The organism is Anaerotruncus sp. AF02-27 (assembly GCF_003465835.1).
Classification (GTDB): Bacteria; Bacillota; Clostridia; order Oscillospirales; family Ruminococcaceae; genus Anaerotruncus; species Anaerotruncus rubiinfantis.
This window is the reverse complement of sequence record NZ_QSBX01000004.1, coordinates 145,943-169,376: the sequence shown is the minus strand read 5'-3', so window position 1 is coordinate 169,376 and position 23,434 is coordinate 145,943. Positions and strand designations below refer to the sequence as shown.

The 23,434-nt window shown below is 57.3% G+C and carries 22 protein-coding genes, 2 tRNA genes and 1 other RNA gene; 12 read left to right on the top strand and 13 right to left on the bottom strand.

Annotation, left to right across the window (positions count from 1 at the left end):
* Positions 1 to 14: 14 nt before the first annotated feature.
* Genes DWV16_RS05750 through DWV16_RS05735 form a run of 4 tightly spaced genes read right to left on the bottom strand, consistent with a single transcriptional unit; the run spans position 15 to position 6,838 of the window.
* On the bottom strand, positions 15 to 1,703 hold the full coding sequence (locus DWV16_RS05750; protein WP_118478135.1) for an ABC transporter substrate-binding protein: 1,689 nt from the start codon (positions 1,701 to 1,703) through the stop codon (positions 15 to 17).
* 56 nt (positions 1,704 to 1,759) lie between these two features.
* Positions 1,760 to 3,436: a hydantoinase B/oxoprolinase family protein gene (locus DWV16_RS05745; RefSeq protein ID WP_118478133.1), complete on the bottom strand. Its 1,677-nt coding sequence runs from the start codon at positions 3,434 to 3,436 to the stop codon at positions 1,760 to 1,762.
* A 19-nt stretch (positions 3,437 to 3,455) separates the two neighbouring features.
* Complete coding sequence (locus DWV16_RS05740; protein ID WP_118478131.1) at positions 3,456 to 5,498, bottom strand: hydantoinase/oxoprolinase family protein; 2,043 nt, start codon at positions 5,496 to 5,498, stop codon at positions 3,456 to 3,458.
* A 20-nt stretch (positions 5,499 to 5,518) separates the two neighbouring features.
* Positions 5,519 to 6,838, bottom strand: a complete 1,320-nt coding sequence (locus tag DWV16_RS05735; protein WP_066455137.1) for a serine dehydratase subunit alpha family protein — start codon at positions 6,836 to 6,838, stop codon at positions 5,519 to 5,521.
* Positions 6,839 to 7,065: 227 nt separating this feature from the next.
* Here DWV16_RS05735 and DWV16_RS05730 point away from each other — a divergent pair, with 227 nt between their 5' ends.
* Both DWV16_RS05730 and DWV16_RS05725 read left to right on the top strand, forming a co-directional pair.
* Positions 7,066 to 7,731 carry a GntR family transcriptional regulator gene (locus DWV16_RS05730; protein WP_066460217.1) on the top strand — a complete coding sequence of 222 codons (666 nt, stop codon included), beginning with the start codon at positions 7,066 to 7,068 and terminating at the stop codon, positions 7,729 to 7,731.
* A gap of 19 nt (positions 7,732 to 7,750) precedes the next feature.
* Positions 7,751 to 8,935, top strand: coding sequence for an aminotransferase class V-fold PLP-dependent enzyme (locus tag DWV16_RS05725; protein ID WP_118478127.1), 1,185 nt, complete (start codon positions 7,751 to 7,753; stop codon positions 8,933 to 8,935).
* A 41-nt stretch (positions 8,936 to 8,976) separates the two neighbouring features.
* Here DWV16_RS05725 and DWV16_RS05720 read toward each other — a convergent pair whose 3' ends face one another.
* On the bottom strand, positions 8,977 to 10,305 hold the full coding sequence (locus DWV16_RS05720) for an MATE family efflux transporter (RefSeq protein ID WP_066455134.1): 1,329 nt from the start codon (positions 10,303 to 10,305) through the stop codon (positions 8,977 to 8,979).
* Between the two features lie 86 nt (positions 10,306 to 10,391).
* Between DWV16_RS05720 and DWV16_RS05715 the strand changes: the two genes are divergently transcribed.
* The 3 genes from DWV16_RS05715 to DWV16_RS05705 all read left to right on the top strand — a co-directional run bounded on the left by DWV16_RS05715 (position 10,392) and on the right by DWV16_RS05705 (position 12,399).
* A complete protein-coding gene (locus DWV16_RS05715; protein WP_118478125.1) occupies positions 10,392 to 11,216 on the top strand; it encodes a MerR family transcriptional regulator in 825 nt (274 codons plus the stop codon).
* A gap of 89 nt (positions 11,217 to 11,305) precedes the next feature.
* Entirely contained in the window at positions 11,306 to 12,157 is an 852-nt protein-coding gene (locus DWV16_RS05710) for a leucine-rich repeat domain-containing protein (protein WP_118478123.1), read from the top strand.
* Between the two features lie 14 nt (positions 12,158 to 12,171).
* Positions 12,172 to 12,399, top strand: coding sequence for a hypothetical protein (locus tag DWV16_RS05705; RefSeq protein WP_066455124.1), 228 nt, complete (start codon positions 12,172 to 12,174; stop codon positions 12,397 to 12,399).
* A 40-nt stretch (positions 12,400 to 12,439) separates the two neighbouring features.
* On the opposite strand, the gene DWV16_RS05700 is transcribed toward DWV16_RS05705, so the two are convergent.
* A complete protein-coding gene (locus DWV16_RS05700) occupies positions 12,440 to 13,252 on the bottom strand; it encodes a YdeI/OmpD-associated family protein (RefSeq protein WP_341472902.1) in 813 nt (270 codons plus the stop codon).
* On the opposite strand from DWV16_RS05700, the gene DWV16_RS05695 reads away from it, so the two are divergent.
* The gene (locus DWV16_RS05695; protein ID WP_118478119.1) at positions 13,241 to 13,927 is read left to right on the top strand and encodes a manganese catalase family protein; all 687 of its coding nucleotides are present in this window, start codon (positions 13,241 to 13,243) and stop codon (positions 13,925 to 13,927) included. The two genes, DWV16_RS05700 and DWV16_RS05695, sit on opposite strands and share 12 nt — an antisense overlap.
* Positions 13,928 to 14,072: 145 nt before the next feature.
* Here the strand turns inward: DWV16_RS05695 and DWV16_RS05690 are convergent.
* The 3 genes from DWV16_RS05690 to DWV16_RS05680 all read right to left on the bottom strand — a co-directional run bounded on the left by DWV16_RS05690 (position 14,073) and on the right by DWV16_RS05680 (position 15,273).
* Positions 14,073 to 14,157, bottom strand: a tRNA-Tyr gene (locus DWV16_RS05690).
* Between the two features lie 38 nt (positions 14,158 to 14,195).
* Positions 14,196 to 14,271 (bottom strand) — tRNA-Thr (locus tag DWV16_RS05685).
* Between the two features lie 117 nt (positions 14,272 to 14,388).
* Entirely contained in the window at positions 14,389 to 15,273 is an 885-nt protein-coding gene (locus DWV16_RS05680; protein ID WP_066452718.1) for an LCP family protein, read from the bottom strand.
* A 142-nt stretch (positions 15,274 to 15,415) separates the two neighbouring features.
* On the opposite strand from DWV16_RS05680, the gene DWV16_RS05675 reads away from it, so the two are divergent.
* The 3 genes from DWV16_RS05675 to DWV16_RS05665 all read left to right on the top strand — a co-directional run bounded on the left by DWV16_RS05675 (position 15,416) and on the right by DWV16_RS05665 (position 18,831).
* On the top strand, positions 15,416 to 17,707 hold the full coding sequence (locus DWV16_RS05675; RefSeq protein ID WP_118478117.1) for a hydratase: 2,292 nt from the start codon (positions 15,416 to 15,418) through the stop codon (positions 17,705 to 17,707).
* Positions 17,708 to 17,784: 77 nt separating this feature from the next.
* Positions 17,785 to 18,318 carry a putative signal transducing protein gene (locus DWV16_RS05670; RefSeq protein WP_118478115.1) on the top strand — a complete coding sequence of 178 codons (534 nt, stop codon included), beginning with the start codon at positions 17,785 to 17,787 and terminating at the stop codon, positions 18,316 to 18,318.
* A 132-nt stretch (positions 18,319 to 18,450) separates the two neighbouring features.
* Positions 18,451 to 18,831 (top strand): GNAT family N-acetyltransferase, encoded by a 381-nt coding sequence (locus DWV16_RS05665; protein ID WP_187116753.1) that lies wholly within the window; start codon positions 18,451 to 18,453, stop codon positions 18,829 to 18,831.
* 116 nt (positions 18,832 to 18,947) lie between these two features.
* On the opposite strand, the gene DWV16_RS05660 is transcribed toward DWV16_RS05665, so the two are convergent.
* Positions 18,948 to 19,733 (bottom strand): peptidylprolyl isomerase, encoded by a 786-nt coding sequence (locus DWV16_RS05660; protein ID WP_199719767.1) that lies wholly within the window; start codon positions 19,731 to 19,733, stop codon positions 18,948 to 18,950.
* A gap of 420 nt (positions 19,734 to 20,153) precedes the next feature.
* Positions 20,154 to 20,507: a hypothetical protein gene (locus DWV16_RS18830; RefSeq protein ID WP_147349430.1), complete on the bottom strand. Its 354-nt coding sequence runs from the start codon at positions 20,505 to 20,507 to the stop codon at positions 20,154 to 20,156.
* A gap of 763 nt (positions 20,508 to 21,270) precedes the next feature.
* Between DWV16_RS18830 and DWV16_RS05655 the strand changes: the two genes are divergently transcribed.
* Both DWV16_RS05655 and ssrS read left to right on the top strand, forming a co-directional pair.
* Positions 21,271 to 21,579 carry a DUF1292 domain-containing protein gene (locus tag DWV16_RS05655; protein WP_066452730.1) on the top strand — a complete coding sequence of 103 codons (309 nt, stop codon included), beginning with the start codon at positions 21,271 to 21,273 and terminating at the stop codon, positions 21,577 to 21,579.
* A gap of 8 nt (positions 21,580 to 21,587) precedes the next feature.
* A non-coding RNA gene (gene ssrS, locus DWV16_RS05650) (6S RNA) lies at positions 21,588 to 21,779 on the top strand.
* A gap of 55 nt (positions 21,780 to 21,834) precedes the next feature.
* On the opposite strand, the gene DWV16_RS05645 is transcribed toward ssrS, so the two are convergent.
* Positions 21,835 to 22,587: a tRNA threonylcarbamoyladenosine dehydratase gene (locus DWV16_RS05645; protein ID WP_341472901.1), complete on the bottom strand. Its 753-nt coding sequence runs from the start codon at positions 22,585 to 22,587 to the stop codon at positions 21,835 to 21,837.
* Entirely contained in the window at positions 22,541 to 22,771 is a 231-nt protein-coding gene (locus DWV16_RS05640) for a helix-turn-helix domain-containing protein (protein WP_066452732.1), read from the bottom strand. The genes DWV16_RS05645 and DWV16_RS05640 overlap by 47 nt, the downstream gene beginning before the upstream one ends.
* 119 nt (positions 22,772 to 22,890) lie before the next feature.
* Between DWV16_RS05640 and DWV16_RS05635 the strand changes: the two genes are divergently transcribed.
* Positions 22,891 to 23,151 carry a hypothetical protein gene (locus DWV16_RS05635; RefSeq protein WP_066452734.1) on the top strand — a complete coding sequence of 87 codons (261 nt, stop codon included), beginning with the start codon at positions 22,891 to 22,893 and terminating at the stop codon, positions 23,149 to 23,151.
* The last annotated feature ends 283 nt before the right edge of the window (positions 23,152 to 23,434 follow it).

Genomic DNA, 23,434 nt, shown 5'->3' with positions numbered 1-23,434 from the left:
GCCGGCTGGCGGCGTCAGCCGCCAGCATAGGAAACCGCGTAAAAGTTGATGAAGTTATAGTAATCAAGCGGATGCAGGACATAGTCCCCAACCCGTTTGGAGATGACTTCGAGCTTGGACGGGCAGGCGTAATAGATTGCCGGGGCGTCGTCCACCAGAATCTGCTGTGCTTTGGCCATCAGTTCGGTGCGCTTATCCGCGTCCGAGATGGTCTTTGCTTCGTCCAGAAGCTTGTCGAACTCCTCGTTTTTATAGAACGACCAGTTATACGGGGCGCCGATATTCTTGCTGTGGAAGCAGGTCTCCAAAAAGTAGATCGGGTCGCCGGTGAAGGCTCCCATCTCGAGGATACTCATGTGCGGCGCGGTTTCGGCGGAAGTGAATTCCTCCGCGAGCGCGGCCCACTGAACATCGAGGATTTCGAGCTTGATGCCGAGCTGGCGCAACGAATCCTGCAGCAGCAAAGCGGTCGATTTGGCCGGGTCGCGGCCCTTGTTCAGATGGATCGAAAGGGTGACCGACGCCGGGTCGACGCCGGATTTCTCGAGGTATTCCTTCGCTTTGTCCATGTTGTATTCCTGCTCGGGAATCGCTTCGTTGAAGCCTTCAAAGCTGCGCGGAAGGAACCCGCGCGGGGTTTCGCTGTAACCGCCGAAGATGTCCCGCTGGATCGCCGTATAGTCGAGCGCGTAGGAGAGCGCGGTGCGGAAATCCCGGTTATCAAGCGGGTGTTTTTGGCAGTTGAGGGTGATGATGTGGGTTTCGAGGCCGGGACCGGTGAGCACTTCGAGGTTTGGGTTGGCTTCCAGACGATCGACCGCGTCGATGATCTGGGCGCCGTGTTTGTCGATTTCGCCGCGTTCGAGCATCTGCATCTGAACGGTTGCGTCGTTGGTGAAAATGAGACGGGCAAAATCGAATTTATTCTCCGCGAAGCCGCCCCAGTAGTCAGGGAAGCGTTTCATCTGCAGATATTCACCCGAAACCCAGTCGGATTCCGAAAGCTGGAAGGGGCCGGTGCCCGCGGTATTGCGCGCGAGCCACTCGCTGGCCTGGTCGCCGTCCTTTTCATGCGCCGCAATCGCGTCGGCGGAGACGATGGGCACCTTCGCCAGCCGGTAGAGGAAATAGACGTTCGGGGTGTTCAGGGTGATCTTGACGGTCATGGGATCGACCGCTTCGACCGTGTCGATGTCCGAAACCAGGCTTGCGCCGCCCAGTCCCATGGTCTTGACCCGCTCGATGGTGGCCTTTACATCGTCGGCGGTGAAGTCGGTGCCGTCGTGGAATTTGACGCCTTCCCGCAGATGGAAAGTCCAGGTCTTCTGGTCGTCGGAGGTCTCCCAGCTCTCCGCGAGACCGGGTTCGATCTCGACGGTGCCGAGCTTCTCCTTGGCGAGCGGCTCGTAACAGCTGCGCACGACCTTCAGAATCTCGCCGGTCGAACCGCTCGCCGGGTCGATGGTGCTCGGCTCGTTAAAGACCGCGTAGGTGATGGTGCGCTGTCCGGCAGGCTCGGATTTGAGTGTGGTCTTTGGCTCTGCGGGAGCGCTTGCATCGCCCGAAGCGGCCGGCTGATCCGCGGCGGGCGCGGAAGACTGCGGACGGACATCCTGGTTATAGGTGCCGCATCCGGCCAGCGCCGTAAGGGCAAGAGCCAGGCAGAGAATGGCTGCCAGGATTCGCTGATTTCGCTTTTTCATGAAGACGTTCCTCCTTTTGGGATGGCGTTGGGGTTTATTCGTTTTCAGTCGCCCGGTTACAGGGTGACGCCATAGACCTCTTTCGCGCGCTGCGGGGTGATGTAGCCGCTTTCCACGTCGGCGCGGACCATTTCGGGGTCGCGTGCGGCCGGGTCGCCATAACCGCCCCCGCCGCCGGTTTCGGCGCGGATGACCGTGCCCTTCGGAAGCAGCTTGCGGTTGATCTTGCGGTACTTCTCCTCGTGGTCGGTGCCGGGGTTCAGCGTGAGCAGCGGCGGAGCCGCGTCCTTGCCGCCGAAGAGGCCCCACGCGGGCGTTTTCGAGCGCTCGAACCACATGCGGATGTAGCTCTCGTCCGCTTCGGTCAGGTAGTCGCGCCGCACGCCGAAGCCGCCGCGGTATTGGCCCGCGCCCTCCGAATCCTCCCGGATCTCGTAGCGCAGCAGGCGGTAGGGGTACTTGTGCTCGATGAATTCGATCGGCAGGTTCTTGAAGTCGCCGTTTACGACGTTGATGAGGCAGCTTTCGCCGTCGTCTCCGTCAAACGCGCCCCAGCCGCCGGCCGTCGCTTCGACGCTGCCGAAGAGCTTGCCGGTTTTGGGGTCGATGCCGGTGAGGGTCATGACCATCGAGTCGCCGTAGTGCGCGGCGGCAACCTTGTCGGGCATGACCGGCGCGAGCGCCTTCATCACCAGGTCGATGAGCAGGCCGAGCGGGGAGAAGTACCACGAACAGGCGGTCGGCTCCTCGGCGGTGAAGATCGACTGGGGCGGCAGGATGACGTCCAGATTGCGGAAGTTGCCGCCGCAGACGCTGCTTTCGGAATTGATGAGCTCTTTGTAGGCCACGCGGCAGGCGGAGATCGCCTGCGCGGCGCCGCAGTTGGTCGAGCCCTTGCGGCGCGGGGAGGAGCCGGTCAGGTCGATGGTCATGCGTTCGCCTTCGATCTTGACGGTCACGCAGACCGGGACCGGCGTGTCGACCACGCCGTCGTTATCGAGACAGCCTTCGGCGTGGTAAACGCCGTCCGGCAGCGCTGCGACCGCCTGGCGGTCGAGCGTCTCGGCCTGGCGGAAGATCTCCTGCACCGCGGCTTCGACCGTTTCGAGCCCGAACCGGTCGAGGATTTCGCAGAAGCGCTTTTCGCCGGTGTTGCAGGCGGCGATCTGCGCCATGATGTCGCCTTTGTAGAGGTGGTGGAAGCGGCTGTTCAGCGCTAAGAGTTCCAGCAGGTCCTCGCGCAGCACCCCCTTCTCCACGATGCGGATGGGCGGGATACGCACCCCTTCCTCATAGATTTCGGTGCAGTCGTTGCTGCCCATGGCGTTCTTATTGCCCACGTCGGACATGGCGGCGCGGGTCGCGGAGAAGCCGACCAGTTCGTCCTGGTGGAACATCGGCGCGATGATCGTGATGTCCGACAGATGCGCGCCCTGCAAATAGGAATCGTTCATGATGAACACGTCGCCCGGATTGTAGGCGTCAAGGCCGATCTGTTTGGTGACGATCTCGATGCAGATGCCCAGGTTCCCGAGAAAGATCGGAAGCCCCGCCGACTGGCCCATCAGCTCGGCGTCCTTGGTGAAGATGCCGACGCTGCAGTCCTTCATCTCATAAATGACCGGGCTGTAGGCGCTGCGGAAAAGGCTGGCGTTCATCTCCTGCGCAGCAGAATTGAGGGCGTTGCGGATGATTTCCACAACCACCGGGTTGACTTTTTCGTTCGCTCGCATATGCGTTCCCTCCCTTTCTTCACGCCCGGGCTTTTTTCAGCACAAGGCTCTGGTTTTCGTCGATTTCACAGGTCCAGTCGGGCGGGACCACAGTGGTGGAGGTGAGCTCCACCACGACCGCCGGGCCGCAAAGCCGGTGACCGGGACGCATCCCATCGCGGTGGTAGATGTCAAGGTTCCACTCCCTGCCGCCGAACACGCCTTTCGCGGTCTTGAGGACGGGCGGCGCGCCGTGCGCGTCGCAGGGAAGGGCGGGCAGCGGGGTTTTCTTTGCGGCGACCCCCGCCGCCAGCCGGACGTTCACAAGCTCCACACCCTCGTTTACGCTGGCGTGTCCATAAAGGCGCATGTGCGCCGCGTGGAACGCTTCGACCGCTTCGCCTAAAAAGTCGCCGTCATCCGGCACCGGGACGGTGATGGTATATTCCTGGCCCAGGTAGCGCATGTCAAACGAGCGCTCGAACCGGGCCGCGCCGGAGGCGATGCCCTCCATCCTGAGCAGGTCGCCGAGTTCCCCGCGCAGGTCCACGAAAAAGCCCTCCAGCTGCACCTGCGTGAGCTTGCGGGTGTCGCGCATCAGGGTGCGCACCGAATCGTGCCGCACATCGGCCTGCAGCATCCCCCACGCGGAGAACGCGCCCGGCACGAGCGGGACGATCACTTCGCCGATGTCGAGCTCTTCCGCGATGAGGCAGGCGTGCATCGGACCCGCGCCGCCGAACGAAAGGAGGGTGAAGTCGCGCGGGTCGATGCCGCGGCGGACGGTGATTTCTCGGATGGCGTCGGCCATCATGTGGTTGGCGATGGTGCAGATGCCTTCGGCGGCGGTGTACTGGTCGAGCCCGTATTGCGCTCCGTAATCGGAGAGCGCCTTTTCGGCCGCCGCGATGTCGAGCGTCATGCGACCGCTCAGAAAGTTTTCGGGGTCCATCCTGCCGAGCGCGAGGTTTGCGTCGGTGATGGTGGGTTCGGTGCCGCCTTGGCCGTAGCAGGCCGGGCCGGGCCGCGCGCCCGCGCTGCGCGGGCCGATGCGCATGCCGCCCGCCTCATTCCAGGCGATGCTGCCGCCACCCGCGCCGATCGAGGAGATATTGACGGTCGGGGTGAGAAGCGGAAAACCCTCGACGGTGGATTCGACGGTGGTTTCGATCTTGCCGTCCACCACCATACTTACATCAAAGCTGGTGCCGCCCATGTCAATGCCGATAAAATTTTTGCGGTTGTAGGCCGACGCACCGATCGCTCCGCCGACCGGCCCGGACATGAGCGTCTGGATGGCGCGGGTGGTTGCGACCTCGGCCTTCATGATACCGCCGGACGACTGCATGATATGTAAGTGTCCGGTAAAGTTGCGCTTATGAAGCTCGGCCGAAAGGGCGAGCAGATGGTTGCGGGTCTTGGGCGCGATATAGGCGTTCAGCACGGTGGTGCTGGTGCGCTCGTATTCACGGCACTCGGGGGCTGTCTCGTAAGAGGTGATCACGACCACCTCCGGGTCGAGCTGCGCCTTGAGATAATCCGCGGTGATCCGTTCGTTTTCCGGGTTCACGTAGCTGTTGAGCAGGCAGATGGCCACCGATTCGTAGCCGCCCGCCCGGATTTTCTGCGCAAGCTGCGCGAGTTCGGGTTCTGAAGCTGGGGAGAGGACGGTGCCGTCCGCCTTGATCCGCTCACCGATTTCGAAGATGTCCTTGCGCGGGACAAGCGGCTTGGGTTTTTTATAACGGCAATTATACATCTCGGGACGGTTGCCGCGGCCGATTTCGTAGACATCCCGAAAGCCTTTGGTGGTGACGAGCGCGCAGCGGGCACCGGTCTTTTCGATGACGGCGTTGAGACCGGCGGTGGTGCCGTGGACGATATTGGTGACATGGCTGTAATCGCCGTCCAGAATGCTGTCGAAACCACGCATAATACCTTCGGTCAGCAGATGCGGGGTGGTGAGGACTTTGGTGGAACGGAATTCGCCGGTTGTGTCGTCAACCAGCACGATGTCGGTAAAAGTGCCGCCGATGTCGGCCGCCAGACGGTAGCTCGGCGTGTGGTTCGGGCGCTTCTGCATAGTAGATATCCTCCTTTATCTCATTTGGAAGTCTGTTCCAGCTGTTTTTCGAGCATGATGTCCAGGATCACATCGTCGGTCTGCTCCATCCCATAGAGGTTAAGCCGGCCGAGATTATCGATCGTCTCCTCGGCAGTTTCGCCGGTGATGCCCTGGATGCTGGTCACGCGGATGCCGCTCATCGCGAGATTCACCGCATTGAAACAGCATTGCAGGGCGGCGGCGACCTTTAAGGAGCAGCTTGCCTTCGCGCCGTCGCAGATCATACCGGTGATGGCGGCGATCATGTTGACAACGGTGCGTTCAATCGCGTCAAAATCCCCCCCGAGCAGATAGACGATCCCGCAGCCCGCGCCGATCGCGGCGACAATTGCGCCGCACAGGGAGGAAAGACTGCTCAGGTGCTGTTTAATGTAGATGGCGGTCATGTGCGAAAGAGTGACCGCACGGATGGTCTTTTCGTCGTCCGCGCCAATGTCACAGGCGACCGAGTAGACCGGGATGGTGGCGGTGATGCCCTGGTTGCCGCTGCCGGAATTGGCCATGACGGCCAGTGGAGAGCCGGACATGCGCGCGTCGATCGCGGCTGAGGTGCGCATCAGTGCGCGTTCCTCAAGATTTTGTGCAGGCGTGCCATCGGCAAGCTGCTCTTTCAGAAGCTTGCCGAGATGCAGCCCGTAGTCATGGACGAGTCCGTCGTCCGAAATCCTGCGGTTCAGGAGGATTGAACGGACGACCAGATCGAAGCAGGAGAGCGGCGCGGTGGTTGCAAAACTGTAGACGCCCCGGAAGCTCAGATCCCGGAGAACCGCTTCGCGCTCCTTTTCTTCGTCCGCGCCGTGTTCGACCGGAAGATTCAGGAAGACTTCGCCGTCCCGGATGAGCTGAACAAACCGGTCATGCTCGCCCGCAATGACGGCAGTCCCGCAGTGTCCTCCGCCGTACGCGGCGGCCTTCACGTAGACGGGCGGCGCATCCCGGTCGAGGCTCACAGAAACCTGGCCCGCTTTTACAAGGGTAAGCGTGTCTTCAAGGTCCTGCGGGGTGCAGCTTTCGAGCACCTGGAGGTTTCTTTTGTAGTTTCCGCCGGTGGCGCCGAGCGCAGCGGCGTAATTGACGCCGCACAGGTTGGTGCCCGGGATGGTGACGCCCATCGCGTTTTTGAGGATGCTCTTGCTGACCGAAATCTCGATCCGTTCGAGAGGGACCGCTTCGCCGAGCAGCGCGCGTGCGCGCGCTGTGCAGAGCGCAACGGCAACCGGTTCGGTGCAGCCGAGCGCAGAGACCATCTTTTTTTGCATGATTGACACATAGGGTTCCCAATTCGCCGTCGTACGCATGGATGCAACCTCCTATGTAAAATCCAACCTCTACTGATAATATCAATGATAATATTCAACAAGCAAAAGTGTCAATAGATTTTATTGTAAATGATAAGATATGTGAAATTATACGAATAAAATATGTGCAATATGATCTATTTATAGAAATGTTTCGTTGCCTATTGATAATATCAAAAGAATTTTATATGATGAAAGCAGAACATCCGGAAAGGGGTTGCCACCAGTTGGAAATAGAAAAACAGAACGTCTCCCTCAAAGACCAGGTCTATCATCAGATTGTCGAAATGATTTGCTCCGGACAGCTTACTCCTGACACGCTTTTCACTGAGCGGCAGGTGATCGAATGGTGTGGGGTGAGCAAATCGCCCGTACGTGAATCGCTCGTGCAGCTTTGTGCGGAGGGGGCGCTGCGCAGCATCCCGCGCTGCGGTTACCAGGTGGTGCAGATCAGCGCCAAAAATATCCGTGACCTTACCGAAATGCGTCTCTTTCTGGAGCTGGACAGCCTGCCGAATGTGCTCAAAAACCTCGATGAAGAGAAAATCCGGGAGCTGCGGCTGGTCAGCGAAAAACGCTATGCCCCTGATAAGGACGTCTGGCGCGCATGGGACAACAACATCCGGTTTCATCTGACCCTCAACCGCTATTCGGGAAACGTGCAGATTTATAAGGTGCTCGAGCAGGCATACGCGACCTGCGCGCGGGCCTATGCGCAGCTTTATACGGTGCAGAAAGCCGTCATCGCGCCGGGTCGGGAGGCGCGTGAGACAGGGCACGATCTTATTGTCAAGGCGCTCGAGCGGCACGAGCTGTATACCGCGCACGAACAACTCAAGAAAGATATCCTCTTCATGGAGGAACAGCTCCTGATCACGCGGATTGCCCGCTGAAGCGAAGGGGGAAATCACGATGCTTGACCTTGCAAAACTGCGGGCGGATACGCCCTGCGATAACATCTATCTGAACCATGTTTCCACTTCGGTACCGCCCAGGCAGGTGGTGGAGGCGGTGATGGATTATTTTGACATGGTGATGCGCAGCGGCGCGACCAGCGCCCCGGCGCAGGACTTCTGCCGCAAACGGGTAGCCCGCGCGAATGAAAATGTGGCGGCACTCATCGGCGCGCATCCGCAGGAGATCGCGTTCACCGCGAATGGGTCACAGGCGATTGCGTTGGTTGCGGCGAGCCTGCCTGCCGGGCGGGGTGACAACATCGTCGTGGATGAAATGAGCTTTGTCAGCAACGTGGCACCCTGGCTGCGGCTGGCCGAGCGCCGCGGCGCCGAAGTACGCTTCGCGCCTGCCGAAAAGCCAGGCGTGATCAACCTTGAGAAGCTCGACGCGCTGGTCAACCGGAATACGAAGCTCATCTGCCTGACCCATATGGCGAACAACATCGGCATCCTGCAACCCGCCGTAGAAGTCGGCCGGATCGCCCGGTCGCGCGGGGTCCCGTATCTGCTCGACGCGGCGAACACAGTGGGCGCGCTTCCAGTAGACGTAACCGAGATTGGATGCGACTTTCTCACGGCGAGCGGCCGCAAATACCTGCGCGGCCCGGCCGGGTCGGGGTTCCTCTATGTGCGGGAGACTATGCTCGAAACGCTCGAGCCGGAATTTGCCGCCTGGAACAACGGCACCTGGGACTACGAGGCTGGTACTTTCACTTCGGTACCGGGCATTAAGCGGCTTTTCTGCGGGGAGCCAAACTTCCCGGCGATCTTCGGGCTTTCCCGCGCGGTGGAATATATTGGGGAGATCGGCGGGATTGGAGCCGTGGCCGAACGGATTCGCGCACTTACCGGATTCCTGGTACAAAAGCTGCTGGAAGTCCCGGGGATTACCGTCTACGGGCCCCAGGACGCCAGCCTGCGCGCCGGAATGGCCGGGTTTAATGTGGCGGGGTTCCATTTTTCAGAGATTGCAAAATATCTGAACGGGCATAATGTCGGAATGATGGGACACGGATTCCACTGCCCAGGGGTGCTGAAACTTTATGGGATCGAAGGGGTTGCGCGGCTTTGCGTACACTGCTGGAACACCGAGGAGGAGATTGGAGCGGCTGTGGACCTGCTGCGAAAGCTTGCGAAATGAAAAAAGAACGGCCCGCGTGGCGCGGGCCGTTCTTCGTTTTTTCAGGCATAGTGATAGTTGGAACGCATCTTCCACATAAAAATTACGGAAAAAAGCAGGGTTGCAAGCTCCGCGAACGGAACGGCCAGCCAGATCCCGGTGACCGCGAGCATTTTGGGCAGGAATAACAGGCCGAGCAGGATAAACCCGAAGGTGCGCAGGAAGGATATGACGGCGGAGATCCGGCCGTTGGAAAGCGCGGTGAACATGCCGGATGCAAAGATGTTGATTCCCGAAAAGAGAAAGCTTAGGGAAAAGAGCCAGAAGCCCTCGAGCGCAATCGGGAAGACCGGGGACCCGTCCGGGGTAAAAATCCTGACGATTCCTCTGGAGAGCAGGAGTGAGAGCAGGAAAATAACGAGCGAAGAGCCGGCGATGAAAGAGATGCAGATGCGGTAGAGCCGTTTGAGCTGCGTGCTGTTTTCACTGCCGTGGTTGAAGCTGATGACCGGCGCGACCCCGAGCGAGAAACCGAGATAGAGTGCAGTGAGCAGAAATTGGGCGTAGAGCACAATGGTGACTGCGGCTACGCCGTCCTCGCCAATGTAATGGAGCATCAGGATGTTGAACAGGAAGGTAATAATCGCGTTTGAAAGGTTGGTGACCATTTCAGACGAGCCGTTGAAACAGCTTTCCGCAAGCACGGCCCAGCTGAACTTTGGACGGCCGAAATGCAGCGTCTGACTTGGCCGGCAGAAGAAGAAAAGCCCAATGATGGCGGGAATGAGGTAGCCGGCGGCTGTGGCAAGCGCTGCGCCGGCGATTCCGAAGCCGCACGGAACGATCAGCACATAGTCGAGTATGGCGTTCGAAAGTCCGGCTGCGATGGTCAGTCCAAGCCCCAAACCCGGCCGTCCGGCAGTGACAAAGAAGATCTGGAACAGAAGCTGGAGCATCGAGGCCGGCGCAAACAGGAGCAGGATGCGCAGATAATCCCGGCAGTAACCAATGAGCGCCTGATCCGCGCCAAGCATCCTGCAAAGCGGATCGATGAAAAGGCAGCCGGCCAGGGCGATCAAAACGCCGATCAGCACAGTGGCCAGAGTGATGAGAGAGAAGTCCCGGCGGGCCTCTTCCGGCTTGCCCTCGCCGAGCTTGCGGGCGACAATCGCGCTGCCCCCGGTTGCAAGCATAATGGAAAAAGCATAGGTCACATTGATGACCGGGTAGACGATGTTGGTGGCGGACAGCGCGGCCGTCCCCACGAAGCGGGAGATGAAAATGCCGTCCACAATGGTGTAAAGCGACATAAAGATCATCATGATGATGCTGGGGAATGCAAATTTCAGGAGTGAGGCAAAGTGGAATTCTCTGCCGATTGCGGGATTCATTTTTAAAGTCCTCCTATTGTAATCTTTGACGGCGAAGTTTATAATAAACTATCGGGTAACCCGATAGTCAAGGGGGATTGTAAATTATGAACGAAAATTTACAAATTCTTTGTACAACTCAGGAATTTGCCGATCTCTGCGGCGTCAGCAAACACACGCTGTTTCACTACGATGCGCTGGGGATCTTTTGCCCGGCGGTGCGCGGGGGAAACGGATACCGGTATTATTCCCCGGCCCAGCTCGAAGTTTTTCAGGTGATCGCCGGACTCAAGGAGCTGGACATGCCGCTTTCTGAAATCAAAGCCTATCTCGACCGCCGAAGCCCGCGGGAACTCGTGACGCTGCTCACCGAAAAGGCGCAGGAGCTGCGCGGGAAGATCGACGCGCTTTCCCGCGTCGAAAATCTGATCCGGCAGAAGGCCGCGCTCACCGAGCGCGTGCTCGGCGCGGATCTCTCTTCGATCGCCGTAACTTGGGAGGAGGAGCAGTACCTGGTGCTGACGCCGGTGCGCCCGCTCATGGATGAGCGGGATATCGCATATTCGGTGGCGGAGCATGTCCGTTACTGTGAGTCACATGGGATCTACAGCGCGCATTCGATGGGGTCCCTGATCGAACGGGAAGCGGCCGGGCGGGGAGACAGCGCGGGTTACAGCCATTTTTACACCCAGGTGGACGAACGCCCGTCCGGCCTTTCGTATGATGTCCGTCCGCCGGGGAAATATCTGGTTGCGTATCATACAAGCGGATACGACAACGTCTTTGACACCTACCGGCGGATGCTCAAGTACGGGGATATGCAGGGGCTTTTGTTAGGCGGCTTTTTCTATGAGGACACGCTGCTCGACGAGCTTTCGGTGCGTGGTTATGACAAGTATGTACTCCGGCTGTCAATTGCAGTGGAAAATTGAATGAGAGAACAGAAAAAGTTCCGCTAGAGCGGAACTTTTTCTGTTTTGAGCGGTATGGATGAAGAAAATCCATGAAAAGGAGGAATTCGATGATCAATCGGATAACACGCACGCCGTCTCCGCTCGAGCTGGCCGGAAAGCTGAACGAAACGGTTGGCGGGACGAATGCGGCCTCGGATGCCGCCGCGCAGGTACAGGGCGCGCTTGACGCGCACGGGGGAGACTTTGAAAATCCGCACCGGGTGACCGCCGCGCAGGCCGGCGCGCGTCCGGCAAGCTGGACCCCGACTGCGCAGGAGGTGGGCGCGCGCCCATCTGACTGGACCCCCGCGGCGGGCGAAATCCCGATTGCGGCGGTGGCGGGGATGGCCGCCGCGAATGTGCAGCAGGCGATTGAAGAAAATTTTCGGTCTGTCGTTGATGGGAAAGCGCTTGTGGAAACCGCCATCACCGGCAAAGGCGGTACGGTTTCCAAAACGGGAGAGACGGCGACTTTTGCACAGCTTCAGCAGGGCGTCGCAAACATCCCGTGGGACGGGGAAGAGATGCGCAAGCTGATCGAACATACAACTGCCATGACCGAACTGCCCCCGGGTATCACTAAGATCTCTTACAGCGCTTTTTATGATTGTGGGAATCTTGCTATCAGCAGCCTGCCGGACAGCGTGGTTGAGATTCAGGACAACAGCTTCTGGCATTGTTCGAACATCACCTTGAGCGCGCTGCCGGAAAGTGTTACCGCGGTGGGAATCGGCTCGTTCCGGAAGTGCCTGGGGCTGAAAACCATGTCGATTGGCGCCAATATCCAAACCATGCGCACCACCAGCTTTGCCGAATGCACAAATATCACACGGATCACGGTCAACCGCGCGCCAAACGCAGTTGCGAACGCGCCTTGGGGCGCCTCCAACGCGACTGTTGTATGGACCGGAACCACCTGAAGGGGGAAACAGGAATGCAGATTTTTGAAACCTACCGGATGACCACGCCGACCAGGACCATCGATCTGGGACCCGGCGCACGGCCGGAGGAGTTCGCGGACGGGGAGCCGTATGAACTTGTGCCGTCTTTCCGACTGGTTGCCGCGCCGGGCATGCTTCTCACAAACGGCAGCGAAACCAGCGCCTGCGTCATCTGTGAGGACGCGGACGGATGGGGTGAGATCCCCGATCCGGAGGGATAATTATAAAAGCGGGGCAGGTTGATGCCTGCCCCGCTTTTCGTTACATGGGTTTTAAGTTTTGGTTGAGCCGGTCAATCATCCAGGACAGCCGGCTCCTGCGCCCAGCGTCTGTCTTGGCGTCAAAATATGCCCGCGTATAAGTTTTTTTCACAGATCGGGACATCCCCAGGAAGTTTGTATAAGCGGGCTCCTGCCCGTTCAATAAAGCTGCGAGACAGGCTATCTGCTCCTCCGTGACCTCCGGCGGCTTTGGAGCGTCCCACCTGCCGTTTTCTTTTGCTTCCGCGATTTTCTTCCGGCCATGGTCGGTCATTTTTCCCTGGTCTTCCAGTTTTTTTGCCAGAGCTTTGTTTTTCTCTGACCACTTGCTGTTTTTGCTCCGCAAGGAAAAATACTTTTTATAGCTTTTTTCATCAATGCTCTGCATCTGCCCGTCAATCCATCCAAAACAGAGCGCTTCTTCAAGCGCTTCACCTGCCTTCAACGTTTTGGGGCCGCACGCCTTCCCGAATAACAGCCATACTCCGGGACTTGACAGGCAATTGCTGGTCAGCCAGTTTCTAAAATCCGCCCTTGTGGAAAACTCTATGATTTCGTCCATATGGCGCCTCCAATATCCCAGATGCCGTGCGGCCGGCAATGAAAGGTGGCTGATGCCGTGGCAAGAAGCAATGTCACCGATTTCGTTTTCATTATAACAGGCTTTGGGACGGATTACAACGCCAAGGAATGCGCAGCCCAACAGAGATTGCGCCCGACGACGTGGTTTTTCGATATGGCAATGCATGTGATGGGAAAATTGGTAAATACTTAGAACAACCACTATAAAGGAGGCTATCATATGTATAAACATGAAAAACAATTGTTCCATCCGGTTCGTGTGGAAAAAGCAAACCCGCAGTATGCAGCGCTTTTGCAAGAACAATTGGGCGGGGCTAACGGGGAATTGAAATCGGCAATGCAGTATATGTCGCAGAGCTTTCGGATTAAGGACCCAGCGATTAAAGACCTGTTCATGGATATTGCCGCTGAAGAACTGAGCCATATGGAAATGGTGGGGACAACGATCAATATGCTGAATGGGCATGACGTGGAAGCTGCCGGTGTACCGGCGGGTGAGGTGGAGACCCATGTTTTGCTGGGGCTGAATCCGGGACTGATCAACGCGTCAGGATACTCCTGGACAGCGGACTATGTTACCGTGACAGGAGACTTGTGCGCGGACCTGCTTTCCAATATCGCATCCGAGCAGCGCGCAAAGGTTGTCTATGAATATCTGTACCGCCAAATCAATGATAAACTTGTCCGGGAAACCATTGATTTTCTGCTCAACCGCGAAGAAGCGCATAACGCGTTGTTTCGGGAGGCGTTTAACAAAGTGCAGGATACCGGCTCGAACAGGGACTTTGGGGTTACGGAAGATTCACGCCTGTACTTCAACCTTTCCTCCCCGTCTCCCGCGAACCACTTTGGTGACACAAAGGCAGCGCCTCCCAGTTTTAACAATCCCAGTCAGAGGCCGTCATAAAATGTTGAAAGCCACCCCTTCATTGAGGCGTGGCTTTTTTTACGCAAAAAAACACCCGCGGATAGCGGGCGTTTTCACCGGGAAGAAAATCTTTTTTAGATTTGATAAAAGAAACCTTGCAGGCAATCAGCTTGCAAGGTTTCTTTGGTGGAGGAGGATGGATTCGAACCATCGAAGTCACTGACAACAGATTTACAGTCTGCCCCCTTTGGCCACTCGGGAACTCCTCCATATTCAGTTGAAGCGCATGCAGGGTTTTCAGGGTTGGTGGAGCTGGTGGACGGACTCGAACCCCCGACCTGCTGATTACAAATCAGCTGCTCTACCAACTGAGCTACACCAGCAGATTCTAAAAACCTTCATAGCGACGGAACTTATTCTATCACGATCAGCGCGGAATGTCAACAGGTTTTTCCAACAAAAACCTCCATAATCCGAAATTTCGATCGATTTCCAGGCCGTCATCCAACGGCCTGGAAATACTGCCGGATCAGTTGCACATATTTTTCCGCAAGCTCAAAGTTGACGCCATCCTCCAGGAAGGTACCCTGCAGCGGCAGATTGCCGGCCACCTGGGTGTCAAGTTTGGCCACGAAGTCCGCTGCGCTGCGCCGGTATTCGTAGTCGGCATAGGTAATATCGGTGTCGATCAGGTTGACCGCGAGCTTGAACAGTCCAGAGGAAATTTCCTCTCCGGCCGCGCTGAGATTCTGATTGACGATCTCCGCCACCAGTCCGCCAAGCACCTTGCTTTTTTCCTGCGGGCTTTCATAACCGGGGTAGGCAAACATGTTCGCAATATCCTGCCCGTCGAGCCGGCGTTTACCCGCGCCAAGATTGATATCGAAGCCGTCCTTTTGATAGATGATATCATAGGGCAGTTCATAGACAACCGAACCCGCAGTGTCCGCGATGCGAATGAAAGCATCACGCTTCAGGACGGCATATTTGTCCACAGCCACGCCAAGCCGCTCGGAAAGCGCAGCCTTCACCGTGTTGCCGCCGCCTTTTTGGTAGGCTTCGCGCAGAGTCATATTCGCGCCTTCGAGCGTTACGATCGCTTCAGGCGGCAGCAGGGTGAGCGGAACCTGACCGTACTGCGGATTGAAGCGGATCAGTAGAAATTCCCCCGGCCCATCCGCTCCCAGCCCGATCACTGCCATTGTGAGCGTATCGGCGGCCTGCGGCCGGAAGGTGAACTCGTCGCCGCTGCGCGTCCGGTCGGTCTGCGGCATCGAAGGCTGCACCGCCATCACCGTTGCGATCATGATCGCGGAGAGCAGAACCAGCGTCAGCGTGAATGCCAGCAGGAAGCTGCGCCATTTGTTTTGCCGTTCCTTATCCATCCCACGGCCTCCATTCCTTTCGTTTCCAGTAGTTTTGGCCGGTTTGCAGGCGGTTTATTCAGTCCGGCATCATTGCATCGAAAGCTTTCCTGTGCTAAAATAGGACCAGCCAAGAGCAAATGAAACACTGGGAGGTTTTTATATGATAAAATTGTACGACACCGGCGCGTATCTGGTCGGCGGCAAGCTGGTCCCGGACGATGCGCATGCCGCCGCCGCACTGCAGGCGGCGGGAAAATCCGCCGATAAGAACGCGGCGGCCGCCAAAACCATGGCGTACTCGATCCTGGAAGCGCACAACACAAGTGGGAATATGGACGCGCTCAAAATCAAGTTCGATGCGATGGCGTCCCACGACATCACCTATGTTGGCATCATCCAGACCGCCCGCGCGTCGGGCCTTGAGAAGTTCCCGCTCCCATATGTGCTCACCAACTGCCACAACAGCCTGTGCGCGGTCGGCGGCACCATCAACGAGGACGACCACATGTTCGGCCTTTCCGCCGCGAAGAAATACGGCGGAATCTTTGTCCCGCCGCACCAGGCGGTCATCCACCAGTATATGCGTGAAATGATGAGCGGCGGCGGCAAAATGATCCTTGGATCGGACAGCCACACCCGTTACGGTGCGCTCGGCACCATGGCGATCGGCGAGGGCGGCCCGGAACTGGTCAAACAGTTGCTCTGCCGCACCTACGACATCAGCCGCCCGCAGGTGGTGGCGGTCTGGCTTACTGGAAAGCCCCAGCCCGGCGTGGGCCCGCAGGATGTGGCGCTCGCCATCATTGGCGCGGTGTTCAAAAAGGGTTATGTCAAGAACAAGGTCATGGAATTTATCGGCGACGGCGTGGCCAACCTGAACGTCGATTACCGTATCGGCATCGACGTCATGACCACCGAGACCACCTGCCTTTCCTCCATCTGGAAGACCGACGGGCAGGTAAAGGACTATTTTGAGCTGCATGGCCGCCCGGAAGCGTTCAAGGAAATTTCCCCGGAGGACGGCGCCTATTACGACGGCGTGGTCTATGTGGACCTCTCGACCATCAAACCGATGATCGCCATGCCGTTCCATCCCTCGAACACCTATGAGATCGAAACGCTCAACGCAAATCTTGATGACATCCTGCATGAGGTTGAATTGGCCGGCAATCTCCAGCTCGACGCGCCCGGCATCAACTTCAGTCTGCGCGACAAGGTGAAGAACGGCCGCCTCATGGTCGACCAGGGCGTGATCGCAGGCTGCGCGGGCGGTACCTACGACAATCTCTGCGACGCGGCCGATATCCTCACCGGCCATTCGATTGGCGCGGACGAATTTGCCCTCTCGGTCTACCCGTCCAGCCAGCCGGTCATGATGGGCCTTGTTCAAAACGGCGCGATCGCCACACTTATGCAGGCAGGCGCGACCATCCGCACCGCTTTCTGCGGCCCCTGCTTCGGCGCTGGCGACGTCCCGGCCAACAACGGCTTCTCGATCCGCCATTCCACCCGCAATTTCCCGAACCGTGAGGGGTCGAAGCCCGGCGCGGGGCAGATCGCGTCGGTGGCGCTGATGGACGCGCGCTCGATTGCCGCGACCGCCCGCAATGGCGGCGCGCTTACCCCGGCAACCGACCTCGACTGCAATTTTGGCAAGCCGAAATATTTCTTTGACGCCGGAATCTACAAAAACCGTGTTTACGACGGATGGGGCAAGCCTCAGACAGAGCTGCCGCTCAAATTCGGCCCGAACATCGCCGACTGGCCGGAGATGTCCCCGCTCACCGAGCATCTTTTCCTCGATGTGGCGGCCTTCATCACCGATCCGGTCACCACGACCGACGAGCTGATCCCGTCCGGCGAGACCTCCTCCTACCGCTCCAACCCGATGAAGCTCGCGGAATTCACCCTTTCGCGCAAGGACCCGGCCTATGTCGAAAAGGCCAAGGAGTCCCAGAAATGGGAGAAGCTGCGCCTCGAGACCGGCAATGCCTTCAATGACAATTCTCCAACCTGCCCGATCCGGGTGATCCGGACGATCGAGGGATTCAAAGATGTTGACAGCTCGAAGATCGGCTCAGGATCGCTTGTCTATGCGGTAAAGCCCGGCGACGGTTCGGCGCGTGAACAGGCGGCGTCCTGCCAGAAGGTGCTTGGCGGCTGGGCCAATATTGCAAAGGAATACGCCACCAAGCGTTACCGTTCGAACCTCATCAACTGGGGCATGCTGCCGTTTTTGATCGACGGCGACCCGGTCTTTGCGAAATACGATTCGATCTTTATCCCGAACATCCGCCGCGCGGTGGAGGAGAAATGGGATGAGATCAAAGCTTATGCGCTCACGAAGGACGGCGTGAAGCCGTTTTCCATGACGCTGGGCCAGCTCACCGACGACGAGCGCGAGATCATCCTCTCGGGCTGTCTGATCAATTACTACCGCAATCAGAAATAACAGTCCGCCGGCTTGGCGGAGGAGATGGAACAGGGAATGTTTCACGCGATAAATGAAGCATACGGGAGGCGAATGGAATGCCCTGGTGTCCGAACTGCAAAACCGAATACCGAGCGGGTTTCACCGTCTGCGGCGACTGCAGTGCGAAGCTGGTGGAGGAAGCTCCGCCCGCCGGCCTCCCCCCAAAGGCGCTTTTGGAGATCCCGCAGCCCTGCCTGCTGGCGACCGTTGCGGACCATGTGGAACTGGGCATGCTGCTGGGGCTGCTCGAGGACGCGGGTATTCCGGCGGCTGTGCGGGACCACCATCCCGCTGGAAGCTACCTGCGCAGCTATATGGGCGCACTGACCTATGGACAGCAGGTCTATGTGGACACTTCGCAGCTCGAGGAGGCGAGAGGCCTGATGGAGGCATATCTCGCGAGGCCGGACGCCGCGTGGCAGGAGCCGGACACGGAACCGCCGGAGCAGGAGTCGGGAAAGCCGCTGCGCGCCCCAAGCCTGCGGTCATTTTGCTTCCGCCGCAATGTAATGCGGATCGGGATTCTGCTCTTTCTGCTGCCATTTGCCGCGGCGCTGGTCGGCACCTTCCTGCAGATCCTGTTTGGCTGACAAAATATAAAAGGGGCCGGCCTGTGAAAACAGGCCGGTCCCTTTTGGCGTTCTTGCGCGGAGCAGGAAAATGCTCTATGATAGAGGGAAAAAGAAGCGATCAGGAGAAACGCGTAAGAGGAGGTAAAAATCATGGAATATAAAGTAAATGATCGGGAGCTGGATGCTGCAAAATTTCTTCCGTTTGTCAATCGGATATGGCCCGGGGAGTATGACGCGCAAAAAACACAGGCGGCGCTGTCAAAAACCCTGAACATCACGGCGAACGAGGGGGAGCGGCTCGTGGGCTGCCTGCGCATCCTTTCAGACGGCTATTTTTTCGGAACGATCACCGAACTGCTTGTCCTGCCGGAGTATCAAAAACACGGGATCGGTACCAGGCTGCTCCAACTTGCCAAAGAGAGCACCCCCACCATGCTCTATTTTGGTGCGCAGCCGGGCGCGGAGGCGTTCTATGAAAAAAATGGCTGCCAAAGGAGCCTGCAATCCTACACCATCACGAACCGCGCTTAAAGCGGGGCGGGATTCTTCCTACCCTCAAAGCTTTCTGCCCGTGCCGCTTCTTTGCCGAGCTGCCTTTGGACAAAAAAATCCCCGCGGAAGTCCGCGGGGATTTGATTTTCTGCTAATCAGACGGTGCCGATTTCGATGGAGGTGATGGTCACGTCCTCGGACGGCTTGTTCTGCTCGTCGCGGGCGACGGCAGCGATCTTTTCAACCACGTCCTTGCCTTCGATGACCTGTCCGAAAACGGTGTCCTTAAAGTCATAGTTCGGGACGCCGCCGGCCTTGAGGTACTTGTCGACAACCTTCTCCGGGAAACCGCCGTCGAGCATCTCTTCGGCCAGTTCGTTAGTGATCGAGCTGTTCTGGACAATGTAGAACCGGCTGCCGTTGGCGTCGGGCACGCCGCCGTTATCCATAGCGACCGCACCGTTAAAGTGCCACAGGTTCAGGCTGTATTCGTCTTTGAACAGTTCTCCGTCAGCGCTCTCGCCGCCGGAGCCGTTCGCATCGGGATCACCGGTGGCGATACGGATGCTCGGAAGGACTTCATAGAAGCTCATGCCGTTGTAATAGCCCTTTTCGGCCAGAGCGAGGAAGTTTTCGACCGCTTTGGGGGCTTCGTCAGGGAAGAGGACCATCTTGATATCACCCATGCTGGTTTTGATGGTGGCAGTCTTGGTCCCGGCCGCCGGGGTATTGAACTGCACCAGGGTGATTTCGGATTCGTCAATCTTCACATTGTGGGCGACGATCTCCTCCGGGGTGGTGGGCATCGTGGTGGCTTCGGAACTGCCTTCCGCATCGGAAGCGGCGCTGGAAACAGGTTCAGCGTCATTGCCGCGTCCGCAGCCAAAAAGCATGGCCGACATCACAAGCACTGCGCACAAAAGCAGGGCAATTTTTTTCATAGGTTGTTACCTCCATGTATGATATACATAATTTGCGGGCGTAAAAATCCCGGGATAAAACGGCGGGAAGGGCAGCCTTTACGGGATGTCCCGCACATCTATCAAAGACATAGTGCAAAAAAAAGGGCAAATTATTTCACACTATTTACTTTTCATATTCTACCACAAAATCCTGCAAAATCAATCTTCCAATTGCTAATTCATAGTAAGTTTACGTTTTGTGCGAAAATTCGGGCGCGCGTGGGAAAATGGAAAGCGGCGCCGGTTTTTACCGGCGCCGCTTGATAATCAATTCATTGGACTGGTTGTTGATTCAATCCCTTTTGTTCCAGCGGTATAAAATCCTTTTTTGGACATGGTTTCCATTAGAGGATGAAGCGTTGTCCAGAACAGTTGCATTTGGTTTTGCCTATTGAAAATTTACCTGGTCATTGCTTTAAAGGTTTTACCGGAATTTGCGCTTTGGTTTGCCTGGGACTTTGCTTTTGGGCCTGCCATAAAAACTATTTCACGAGCTATGCTTTTGGAATTACCAGAAACGTAACAAGGAATTTTCGCTTTTAGGGATGACTGAAAAAGATCTGTCCTGGACAACGCTTTCGGGTAGCCAATAAAACATGGGTCGGTTGGTTTCTCGCCAGGGTTTTCCGGTTGCACGCATTTGGACGTTGCTCCGCTTGGATTTTCAAGGAACGAATCGGTTTCGGGTTTACCAGGACTCTGTCTCATCTTGCAGGTGACAGCCAAAAATACATTCGCTGCGGTAACTGTCACAGCTTTGGGCTTCTTTACGCCCAATGTGTTTTGTCCGTCCTTTTGCATGGTTTTGAGAGAACTGGGGAGCGGTGACCGTTTGAGCCGCCGCCCCATCTATCTATTCGATTGTGCTGGTCGGTTCATTTGTATCCATCCGGTTTCCCAGATCCTTCACGCGACCTGATACGCCGTATGTGGGATGCCGCCCGGCTCGGCCTGTTTTGCGGAAATAATCGAAAAATTCGTTTTATGATTGGAGACTGCGATCACAGATTGTTTGCCTTGCCTGGAATGTTAACCATCTGAGTGATGGATCATCTTCCTTTCGGTTTTTATTGCACCTGTCACGTGCATCAATCCCAATATTGGACAAAACAAGAAACGCATTACAAGAAATGCCGTTCAACGAGTCAATATACAGCTTGCGCTGATAGTGGCAGAAACTGTGATCTGATCGTCCGAAATAATGTTCCAGCCTAAAACAGTTTTACCGGCGCACAGTCCCTCGATACAAATGAGAAACTGTGATTTTCATCGTACATTGGAACCACCGCCTTTCCTGTCAATTTCTTTTCTTCTGGATCTCTCCTTCTGTGTTTTTATTATATGCAAATCGTTGTAAAATGTCAATAGTAAAATTAAACAATTTACAGAAAATACATACAAAACATATAAAGATCCAGATCGATTGACATTTTGCCGGGGATGCATTATCATAATACTGTAAAGAACGCTTTTCTCATCAAAAGGGCATATTGCCTGTGAAAAGGAGCACAATGATATGGCGCAGGATTTCGGGGACGATCTGTTGACTCTGGTCGATGACGACGGTCAGGAGCATGAGTTTCAGATTGTGGATACGCTGGAGCATGACGACGATCGGTATGTGGCGCTGGTGGCCACTTATGACGATCCGGACGCGGAACTGCAGGACGATGGGGAACTGGTGATTCTCAAATCGGTCTATGAAGGGGACGAAGAGTTCCTGGAAGCGATTGAGGACGAAGCCGAGTTCGATGAAATCGCCGCAATCTTTATGGAGCGTCTGGAAGATCAGTTTGACTTCACCGAGGACGAGGAGCCCTCTTAAAAAACTGCCACTCCCTGCTGTACACGACAGCTTCGCCCTTTATACTCCGATAACTGTATAACGGGAGTCCATATTCCGCAGCGGATTGCAGACCTCCCCGGCAACGGGACGAAGGGAGCAGGAACCTGTGGAGCGGACGTACCCACCTTGTCATAAGACGGGGTTTGCAGCCGGCGGGGCATCGATATGGCGGGGTCACACAGAAATGGAAAGCGGCCTGTCCCTTTATGGGGCAGGCCGCTTCTGCGTTTTCGGCTAAATTTGCAGCAGCGCCCGCGCGACATGCGCCGCGATGAGGTATCCCGCCACCGGAGGCACAAAAGCGATGCTGCCGGGCGGATGCCGGCCGTTGTTGTCTCCGGGCGCGACCACGGCCAGCGGCTGCTCGCGCGAATAGCAGACGGTGAGGCTGGTGATCCCGCGCTTTCGCAGCTCGCGGCGCATGACCCGCGCAAGCCCGCAGCCGCAGCCGTTGGCTGTTTCAGCAAGGTCGCCGATGCAGAGCTTGCCGGGGTCGAGACGGTTGCCGGTGCCCAGGCAGGAGACGAGCGGCACCCCGCGCGCGGCGCATTCCTGCGCGAGATGAAGTTTGGCGGTGACCGTGTCGATCGCGTCCACCACATAATCGGGCTGCCAGTCGAAGAGGAAGGCGCTGTTTTCGGGCAGGTAAAACTGGGCGGCGAAGGTGAAGTCGCCGTCCGGGTTGATGGCGCGCAGCCGTTTTTCGGCGGCCTGCGCTTTGGGCAGGCCGACCACGTCGCGGGTGGCGACGAGCTGACGGTTGAGGTTTGTGAGATCGACTGTGTCGTGGTCGACGAGCAGCAGGTGGCCGACCCCGGTGCGGCAGAGCGCCTCCATCGCCGCCGAGCCGACCCCGCCCAGCCCGACGACGGCGACCCGCGCGGCGGCGAGCTTTTCAAGGCCCTGCGCGCCGACGAGCAGCCCGGTGCGGGCGAGCCAGCTATTTTCTTTTTCCATTATATGGATTCCTTTCGTCGGAGAGGCCAAGAATGTAATCGGCTGTGGTTTGGTACAGCAGGACCAGATTTTTCACATGCCGCATCGGAAGGTCCACCTCTCCGGTTTCGTAGCGGCGATACATCTGCCGTTTGATGCCAAGATAGTTTGCCACATCTTCCTGCGTTTTGTCACTGTCTTCGCGCAGCGCGCGAAGACGTTCGAAACACTCCATAAAATTCCCCCTCTGCTCTCAGATCATAGCATGAAACGCAAATGTAGCATTGACAAAGAAACATATTTGTGCCATAATGCGAGATGAAAGAAACAAATATGTAGCACGGAGGGCAAAAAATGGACAAAATTTTGAACCGCACCGACCTTTCTGAAATCAGCTTGTTCCTTCTGACCGGCTGCGAAGCGGTTGGGCCGCTCCCGCGCGAGGAGGAGATCGAAAGCCTCCTGCGGATGCTTTTGGAAAAGCTGCGCACGACCGGGGACGAAGATGCTGTTGACAGCGTCTTTGGACAGATCGGCACACTGGAAATGATCTATTTTGAATCGGGTGTGCGCGCGGGCGCTTCCCTTGCTTCCGCCGTTCTGCTCGGCAGGTGAAATGCGCGTTGCGTCGCGCCCGCTTTCGCGCGTTTCGCCGCGTGCACGGGAATCAAGCGGCCTCGCCGCTTGAGAATCACTGGCGCGTTTCGCCGCGCCCCACGAGTCCATTTCTTGCTCGCCCAAGAAATGGACAAAAGAAGGCGCTCAAGGGGCTAGCCGCCCCTTGAGAAACCCCGCGGACGCCTTGCCAAAACTTGCGCCGTAAGCGCTCCCAACACACGGTCAGCTCAAGACTGATGGTAACGCTTCGCGCTCCCAAGTTGCTCCCGGGTTATGGGTT

What these genes read in the sequence shown, in the direction of transcription:
- DWV16_RS05750 (WP_118478135.1), bottom strand. Translation starts at nt 1,703, where the DNA reads ATGAAAAAGCGAAATCAGCGAATCCTGGCAGCCATTCTCTGCCTGGCT.
- DWV16_RS05745 (WP_118478133.1), bottom strand. Translation starts at nt 3,436, where the DNA reads ATGCGAGCGAACGAAAAAGTCAACCCGGTGGTTGTGGAAATCATCCGC.
- DWV16_RS05740 (WP_118478131.1), bottom strand. Translation starts at nt 5,498, where the DNA reads ATGCAGAAGCGCCCGAACCACACGCCGAGCTACCGTCTGGCGGCCGAC.
- DWV16_RS05735 (WP_066455137.1), bottom strand. Translation starts at nt 6,838, where the DNA reads ATGCGTACGACGGCGAATTGGGAACCCTATGTGTCAATCATGCAAAAA.
- DWV16_RS05725 (WP_118478127.1), top strand. Translation starts at nt 7,751, where the DNA reads ATGCTTGACCTTGCAAAACTGCGGGCGGATACGCCCTGCGATAACATC.
- DWV16_RS05720 (WP_066455134.1), bottom strand. Translation starts at nt 10,305, where the DNA reads ATGAATCCCGCAATCGGCAGAGAATTCCACTTTGCCTCACTCCTGAAA.
- DWV16_RS05715 (WP_118478125.1), top strand. Translation starts at nt 10,392, where the DNA reads ATGAACGAAAATTTACAAATTCTTTGTACAACTCAGGAATTTGCCGAT.
- DWV16_RS05710 (WP_118478123.1), top strand. Translation starts at nt 11,306, where the DNA reads ATGATCAATCGGATAACACGCACGCCGTCTCCGCTCGAGCTGGCCGGA.
- DWV16_RS05705 (WP_066455124.1), top strand. Translation starts at nt 12,172, where the DNA reads ATGCAGATTTTTGAAACCTACCGGATGACCACGCCGACCAGGACCATC.
- DWV16_RS05695 (WP_118478119.1), top strand. Translation starts at nt 13,241, where the DNA reads ATGTATAAACATGAAAAACAATTGTTCCATCCGGTTCGTGTGGAAAAA.
- DWV16_RS05700 (WP_341472902.1), bottom strand. Translation starts at nt 13,252, where the DNA reads ATGTTTATACATATGATAGCCTCCTTTATAGTGGTTGTTCTAAGTATT.
- DWV16_RS05680 (WP_066452718.1), bottom strand. Translation starts at nt 15,273, where the DNA reads ATGGATAAGGAACGGCAAAACAAATGGCGCAGCTTCCTGCTGGCATTC.
- DWV16_RS05675 (WP_118478117.1), top strand. Translation starts at nt 15,416, where the DNA reads ATGATAAAATTGTACGACACCGGCGCGTATCTGGTCGGCGGCAAGCTG.
- DWV16_RS05670 (WP_118478115.1), top strand. Translation starts at nt 17,785, where the DNA reads ATGCCCTGGTGTCCGAACTGCAAAACCGAATACCGAGCGGGTTTCACC.
- DWV16_RS05665 (WP_187116753.1), top strand. Translation starts at nt 18,451, where the DNA reads ATGGAATATAAAGTAAATGATCGGGAGCTGGATGCTGCAAAATTTCTT.
- DWV16_RS05660 (WP_199719767.1), bottom strand. Translation starts at nt 19,733, where the DNA reads ATGAAAAAAATTGCCCTGCTTTTGTGCGCAGTGCTTGTGATGTCGGCC.
- DWV16_RS05655 (WP_066452730.1), top strand. Translation starts at nt 21,271, where the DNA reads ATGGCGCAGGATTTCGGGGACGATCTGTTGACTCTGGTCGATGACGAC.
- DWV16_RS05640 (WP_066452732.1), bottom strand. Translation starts at nt 22,771, where the DNA reads ATGGAGTGTTTCGAACGTCTTCGCGCGCTGCGCGAAGACAGTGACAAA.
- DWV16_RS05635 (WP_066452734.1), top strand. Translation starts at nt 22,891, where the DNA reads ATGGACAAAATTTTGAACCGCACCGACCTTTCTGAAATCAGCTTGTTC.